Annotated in this window: 6 protein-coding genes; all 6 read right to left on the reverse strand. The window is 74.2% G+C overall.

The features are described 5' to 3' along the window. A partial coding sequence (locus QH283_RS24605) for a ComEC/Rec2 family competence protein (protein ID WP_280505312.1) occupies positions 1–1,311 on the reverse strand: 1,311 nt, incomplete at its 3' end. A gap of 677 nt (positions 1,312–1,988) precedes the next feature. Further along, positions 1,989–2,981: a ComEA family DNA-binding protein gene (locus QH283_RS24610; protein ID WP_414689527.1), complete on the reverse strand. Its 993-nt coding sequence runs from the start codon at positions 2,979–2,981 to the stop codon at positions 1,989–1,991. Positions 2,982–3,434: 453 nt separating this feature from the next. Beyond that, a complete protein-coding gene (locus QH283_RS24615; protein WP_280505314.1) occupies positions 3,435–4,277 on the reverse strand; it encodes a DegV family protein in 843 nt (280 codons plus the stop codon). Positions 4,278–4,280: 3 nt separating this feature from the next. Beyond that, a complete protein-coding gene (gene octT, locus QH283_RS30220; RefSeq protein WP_414689526.1) occupies positions 4,281–5,042 on the reverse strand; it encodes a diglucosylglycerate octanoyltransferase in 762 nt (253 codons plus the stop codon). A gap of 778 nt (positions 5,043–5,820) precedes the next feature. Then, entirely contained in the window at positions 5,821–6,480 is a 660-nt protein-coding gene (locus QH283_RS24625) for a histidine phosphatase family protein (RefSeq protein WP_280505316.1), read from the reverse strand. Continuing rightward, positions 6,477–6,881, reverse strand: a complete 405-nt coding sequence (rsfS, locus tag QH283_RS24630) for a ribosome silencing factor (protein WP_280505317.1) — start codon at positions 6,879–6,881, stop codon at positions 6,477–6,479. Before rsfS ends, QH283_RS24625 begins: the two co-directional genes overlap by 4 nt. Positions 6,882–6,939 lie beyond the last annotated feature (58 nt).

Raw genomic sequence — 6,939 nt, forward strand, 5'->3', positions numbered from 1 at the left:
GGGGGGGGGCCGCGCCGGGGCGCGGGTCACCGCCCGCCCGCCCGCGCGGGGGGCCCCGGGGGGGGGGGCGCCCCCCGCCGCCCCGCCCGGCACGCCGACCGACGCCAACGGCAGGGCGGCGGCACGGTCGCCCACGGTCAGCAGCCACCACAGCGGCGGGGCGGCCGCGTGCAGGATCGCCTGCGCCACCGGCGGCCAGAGCCAGCCGATCGCCGCCGCCAGCGCCCCGAGCACCGTGATGGGCGCCACGACCGGCGCGACCAGCACGTTCGCCGCGATCGCGACCAGGCTCACCCGTCCCGTCAACGCCACCATCACCGGCAGGGTCACGGTGAACGCGGCGGCCGAGACCGCCACGAGTTCGGCGGGGAGCTGCCACCACCCCCGGTCCCGCAGCCGGTCCGCCCATCCCGGTGCGAGCAGGATCAGCCCGCCCGTCGCCAGCACCGACAACGCGAACCCCGCGCTCACCGCCAGCTCCGGGCGGATCGTCAGCACGCCGACGACGGCGGCGCAGAGGGCGGGCAACGCCTGCTTCCTTCTGCCGGTGAGCAGCGCGAGCAAGGTCACCGTCCCCATCGCGGCGGCGCGCAGCACACTCGGGTCCGGCCGGGCGATCACCACGAACATCGCCATCGCCGCGCCCGCGGCCGCCACCGATGCCCGCGGCCCCAAGGTCATCCGGCGGGCCAGCGCCAGCACCGCGGTGGCCACGATAGCGAAGTTCGCCCCGCTGACCACGCACAAATGCTGCAGTCCCGCGGTTTCGAACTCTTCGCGCACCACCTCCGGCAGCAGGCCGGTGTCGCCGACCACCAGCGCGGGCAGCAGGCCGGCGGCCTCCTCGGACAGGGCCGCTGCCGACGCCTCGCGCAGACCGGCCCGCACCGTGCCCGCGACGCGCTCCCACCACGGCGACGGCCCCGCGACCGCGGGCGCGCTGTGTGCCCGCAAGACCGCCACCGTGAGGTCCCGGCGTGCCGGCTGCCCCACCCGGGCGTCGAAGGTGATCGCCTGTCCGGGGACCACCGACGCCCAGCCGTCCCCGGAAGCGAGCACCACGACCGCTCCCCCGCCGCGCACCACCGCGTCACCGCGCCGATACCGCTCCAGCTCCGCGTACACCACCCACCGCTGCTCGCCGTCGAACGATGTGCCGCGCACCGGTTTCGGATCGGTGGACGGAGTCACGACGACCTCGACGCGCGCCTTCTCCCCCAGTGCGCGCAGCGGGTGGGTGTCGACCTGGTGGGCCCGCCAGCTCGTCGCCAGAGCGAACCCCGCGGTCACCGCCGCCGTCGCGAGCAACACGATCGCCACCACGCGCGGGCCGCCTGCCCGGCGGACCAGGACGGCCCGGCCGTTTCGTGGGCGCGGTACGCCCCTGCACAACCGGGTGAGCCCTGCCCTGGTCCGGTGCCGCCCGATCACGCCGCGCACACCCCCGGCAGAGGGCACCGACCGTCGCCGGACGGCACCGAGGACGATCCCCCCTCGGCGCCCCGACGCCACTGCCCAACAGCCCACTGCGAGCACCGACGCCGCCGCGGCCAGCAGAACACCGATCGGCCACCCGCATCGGATCACCAGCAGGGTGGTCACCCAGCAGCTCAGCGCCGCCGGCACCAGCCGTGCGTCGAGATGCTCGGTCCGCCTTCGCCTCTCGCCCACCACCGCGCGCCGAACGCCGATGGCCACGCGCGTCGCGCGGTCCTTCGGCCAGGAGCCCGCCGGCACGACACCCAGCCTGTGTCGTGGCCCCTCCGGCCTGCCGTCGCCCCGGCCCGCGCGATCGGTGGTCTCCGCGCCGCCCCTGTTCCGAACGGAGATCTGGCTGCCCGTATCCACGGCGCACGCGTGCGGTGCGATGGGCGACCGGTGTGGCCGCCGTGGCCGGGCGGCCGAAACGCTTCCCCAGCGGATCTCCCGGCGTGGCCACGGTGCCTGCCCGCCGTCGGCACGGCGTCGGCTGCCGCGGGCTCCGCTGGTCATACCGTCACCAGATCGCGCAGCCGGGCGAGGCGGGTGGGTCCGATGCCGTCCACTTCGGCGAGCTGGTCGACCGAGCCGAAGCGGCCGTTGGCCGTGCGCCAGGCCAGGATGGCGCGGGCGGTGACCGGGCCGATGCCGGGCAGGTCGTCGAGTTCCTCCTCGGTGGCGGTGTTGAGGTTCACCTTCGCCGCGGGGCCGGTCTGTGCGCCGGGCCCGGTGCCCGCGCCGGAACCGGAGGAGCTGATGGTCGCGCTCCCCGAAGGGCCGGCTCCGTCCGGTGTCGAGCCGACCACGATCTGGTCGCCGTCCCGGACGCGCTGGGCGAGGTTGAGGCCGGTCAGGTCGGCGCCTTCGCGTGTCCCTCCCGCCGCGGCGAGGGCGTCGGCGACGCGGGCGCCCTCGGGCAGCCGGACCAGACCGCTGGTGTGAACCAGACCGACGACACTCACCACGAGCTCCGCCGGGGCGCCGGCGGTGGCGGCGAGGGTGAGTGCGACATCCGCCACCGGGGTGGTCGAGGCGGGTACACCCGGCCCCACGGTGGTGGTCGGCACGGCGGCGAGGGCGGGAACGGGCTGCGCGACCGGACGTTCGCGCAGGACCACGAAGGCCGTGACGACGAGGGCGAGCAGTCCGACGGCCGCCAGGGTGAGCGCGCCCCGGCGGCCGGGGTCGATCCGCGTGCCTGCCGAGCCGACCGCGCCGTCGGGATCGAAATCGACTGTCTCCTCACGGTGTTCGCGGCGACCATCCCGACGGGATCCGACCGGGAAGCCGTGGGCGGCGGCGACCGTCCCGTCATCGTCGCCTCCGGGACCGCCGCGCCTGTCACCGCCGCGCCAGCCAGCGCCGTCGTGTCCGTCAGGACCGCCGCGCCCGTCAGGACCGCCGCGCCCGTCAGCGCCGTCCCCGTCGTGGTCGTCGCGGTCGTCAGCGCTGTCCCCGTCGTCCCCGTCGCGGAGCCAGTGCGGTGGCCGGACATCGGCCACCCCCTCGGCCACCGCGGTGGCGGCCGGTGCGTGCATGTCCTGCGCCCCGTCGGCCTTTCCATCGGCGGACCAGACGCGGCCACGCGGCAGACCGTCGGTCATCGCACCGGCCGACGACGCCCGGACGGCGGCCGGATCGGCGACGGCGGCGGTCACGGAATCCGCCCCGTGCCGGGGTGTATCACCGCCGACGGCCGCGCCCGGCGCCTGTCGCGGATGACCGATGCCCGCCGGCTGCCCCGGCGGAAGCACCGCCGCCCGGCTCGCACCCACTCGCTCGGACAACACCCCCAGTCGGCGGCGACGCCGCTCGCGTTCGTCGATTCGCACCATGGCGGCGAGAGTACGGCTCGGCCGTGCCGGAAAACGGTGCGCGAACAGGGGATTCGACGGGCCTGTGGACAACTCGGAGGTTGGGGACAACTCAGCGGCGCGGGGCTGTGCCCCGGCGGTTCAGCCGCACCCGCCGGGGACGACGAGAACGCCGAGCGCGCCGACGCCGAGATGGACGCCGAGCACGGGGCCGAACTCGGCGACGATCAGTTCGGTGATGCCGGGGATGCGTTCGCGCAGCTGGTTCGCGATGATTTCGGCGGTGTCGGCGGCGCCGAGGTGCTGGACCGCCACGGCGGCGCCGTGCTGGCCTGCCGCGTCGACGGCGGCGGCGAGCAGGCGAGCGTGGGCCTTGGACCGGGTGCGGGCCTTCTCCCGCAGTTCCAGGCGGCCTTCGACGAGCTGCAGGATCGGCTTGGTGACCAGCTCGCTGCCGAAGAACGAGGCCGCGCTGCTCAGACGGCCGCCGCGGCGCAACTGCTCGGTGCGGTTGACCAGGATGAAGGTCCGAGCCCGGTGAGCTGCGGTGACGGCGGTCTCGTACACCTCGTCCAGGCCCGCGCCCGCGGCCGCGCGACGGGCGGCGGCCAGGGTCGGCAGGCCGGTGGCCAGGCCGGCGCCGAGGGAGTCGACCAGGCGGATGCGGGCGTCGGGGCCGAGGTCGCACACGGCCTGCCTGCCCGCCTCCCAGGTCGCCGAGAGCTGGCGGGACAGGTGCACGGCCACCACGCCGTCACCGTGGCTGCGTTCCAGCGCGTGTTCGTAGACCTCGCGCATCTCGCCGGGCGAGGCCGCCGAGGTGGTCACCGTGTCGGAGCTGTAGTCGATCTCCACCGGGTCGACGCCGTCACGGATCGCTCGATCCCCGATCAGCACGTGCAACGGGACGACGGCGACGCCGAGCTCGTCCACCGTTGCGGTGGGCAGGCCCGCCGACGAATCGGTGACGACCACGACGGCCACGGACTACCGAACCTCCTGCAAGGTCTTGACCATCGCGTTCGCGACCGCGGTGTGCCCGTCCCAGCCCCAGTGGATGCCGTCGGGGTTGGCGTCGCCGGAGAAGATGTTCTCCCGCACCGCCTCCCCGAGATCCACCAGCGGCACCGAGGTCTGCTCCGACCAGGCACGCAGCGCCTTCTCCGCCCGCGGGCGACCGGAGTGCACCCGGCCGTAGGCGTCGCAGTTGTGCACCGAGGGCAGCACCGCCACGAACGGCAGGTCCGGGCGCAGCTGGGACAGCGCCTGACGCGACTGCTCCAGATAGTCCACGCTCAGTTTCGGCGGCAGTGCCACCGGACGGCCCAGCTTCGACAGTTTCGGCTGCAGCCAGTTGTAGACATTGCGCACCACCCGGCGCAGGGCGGGCGGACGGATGTAGCGGATGAGTTCACGCAGCGCGGTCGGCAACGGCGAGGGCAGAGTGTCCATGCCGCCCACCGCGAAGACCACGGCCGAGGCCTTCGGCACCGCCGCCCAGATCCTGGGGTCGCCGATGAGCGCCCAGTAGGCGTCCCGGGTGGTCCAGCCGATCCGGCCGACCAACTCCACGTCCCAATCCAGCTCGGCGGCCACCAGATTCGGCCAGATTCGCGGATGGTCGGCGGGCAGGCCGCCCTTCGGGCCGAAATAGGCCAGCGAATCGGCGACGACGATCAGGACCGGCCGCTGGGCGGGCTCGGGCGCCTGCGCCTGTTCGTCGGGTGCGGGCGCGGAGGGCGCGGCCACCTCGGGGACGGCCACGCCGCCTGCCGAGGTTCCCTCCGACGTCCCCGCGAGGTCCGCGTCGGCATCGACTGCCGTGGCATCCGCTGCCTCGGGGGGTTCGGCCGTCGCGGCGGCTTCGGTCGCGGCGGCTTCGGGGAGACCGGTCTCGGAACGACCGGCCTCGGCAGCGACACCCTCGGCAGAGGCTGTCCCGGACGGCTCCGCGACGAGCGCACCCACCGCGTCGGCCCCCGCCGTATCGGCGGCGCCGTCGGCACCGGCGGTGCCGCCGGCCTCGGCCGATGCGTCGGCCTCCGCCACATCCCCGGCCTCCGCCACATCGCCGGCCTCGGCGACAGCGGTTTCGACGGCGGGTGCCTCCTCGGGAGGGGCGTTCGCGCTGTCGGGAGTGGAGTCACCGTCGCAGGCCTGTGCCTGCTCACCCTCGCCCTCGGCTCCGCCGGTGGAACCCGAAGCGTCCGAATCCGATTCGGGCTGCTCGGTCCTGGCCGGAGCATCGGTCACCGGGGAACTGGGGAACGGTCCGCCGAACAGCACGTCCGGCAGTTGGCGTTCGGCCTTGGCCGACACCTTCAGCTTGAACAGCTCGTCGGGCACCGACCGCGGCTCCTCGCCACGACCGCGCCCGCCCGTCACGACGTCATCGTCCGGGAGTTCGGCGCCGACCTGCCTCGGCGCGGGCGGCGGCCCGCCGAACAGCGCGTCGGGAAGTTGACGTTCCGGTTTGGCGCTGACCTTCCGCCGGAACAGTTCGTCCGGCACGGACCGGTCGGGCTCATCAGAGGACATCGGGTGCTACCTTCGCCGCTGCGTTCCACACATCGAGACGCCAGCCGGGCTGGTCGATGCCTGGACCGTGGCTGCTCAGCTGCACCCAGCTGGTATTGGCCAGTCCACCGAGGATGGGCCAGTTCTGCGGCGGCAGTTCGAGCAGCGCGGCCGTCAAGGCGGCGATCAGCCCGCCGTGCGCAACGAGGATGATAGTCCCGCCGGGCCAATCCTGCCGTTCCTTGTACAACTCCTGTACCACCGGCAGCGCCCGCGCGCCGACCTCGAGTTTGCTCTCCCCGCCCGGCGGGCGGTAGGTGGCGTCGAGCCGCCAGGCCACCCTGGCGCCGGGTGCCCGCGCGTCCACGTCGATGTGCGTCAGGCCCTGCCACTCGCCGAGATGGGTCTCGCGCAGGCGCGGATCCACCGTGATCGGCACGTCGGTGTGATCGGCGAACGCCAGCGCGGTCTCGTGGGCGCGGCGCAGGTCCGAGCTGACGATGGCGATGGCGTTACGCGAAACGAGTTCGCGGGCGGCCTCTTTCGCCTGCCTGCGGCCCAGCTCGGTGAGGTCGGTGTCGATCTGGCCCTGCATGCGGTCGGCGGCGTTCCATTCGGTCTGCCCGTGGCGCAGCAGGATCAGCGTGCGGACCCCGGCGTACTTGTTCACGCGTCGTTTTCTCCCTCGGCGGCCGTCTCCGGCCGCGGCCCCCCGACTCCCTCGACCGGCAGGACGGGGCAGTCCTTCCAGAGGCGTTCCAGCGCATAGAAATTACGTTCGTCATTGTGCTGGATGTGCACGACGACGTCGACATAGTCCAGCAGCGCCCAGCGGCCCTCGCGGGTGCCCTCGCGGCGGACCGGACGGTGCCCGGCCGCGCGCAGCTTCTCCTCGACGTTGTCGACGATGGCGTTGACCTGGCGCTCGTTGGGCGCCGAGGCGATGATGAAGCAGTCGGTGATCACCAGTTGCTCGGAGACGTCGAGCACGACCACGTCGGTGGCCAGCTTCTCGTCGGGGCCCCCCCCCCCCCCCCCCCCCCCCCAGTTGGCGGGGGGGGGCCCCCCCACCCGCAACCCACCCCCCCGGGGACCGGGGAGGGGAAAAACAGTAACATACCCGGGCGGG

This window comes from Nocardia farcinica, assembly GCF_029867845.1.
Taxonomy (GTDB): domain Bacteria; phylum Actinomycetota; class Actinomycetes; order Mycobacteriales; family Mycobacteriaceae; genus Nocardia; species Nocardia farcinica_A.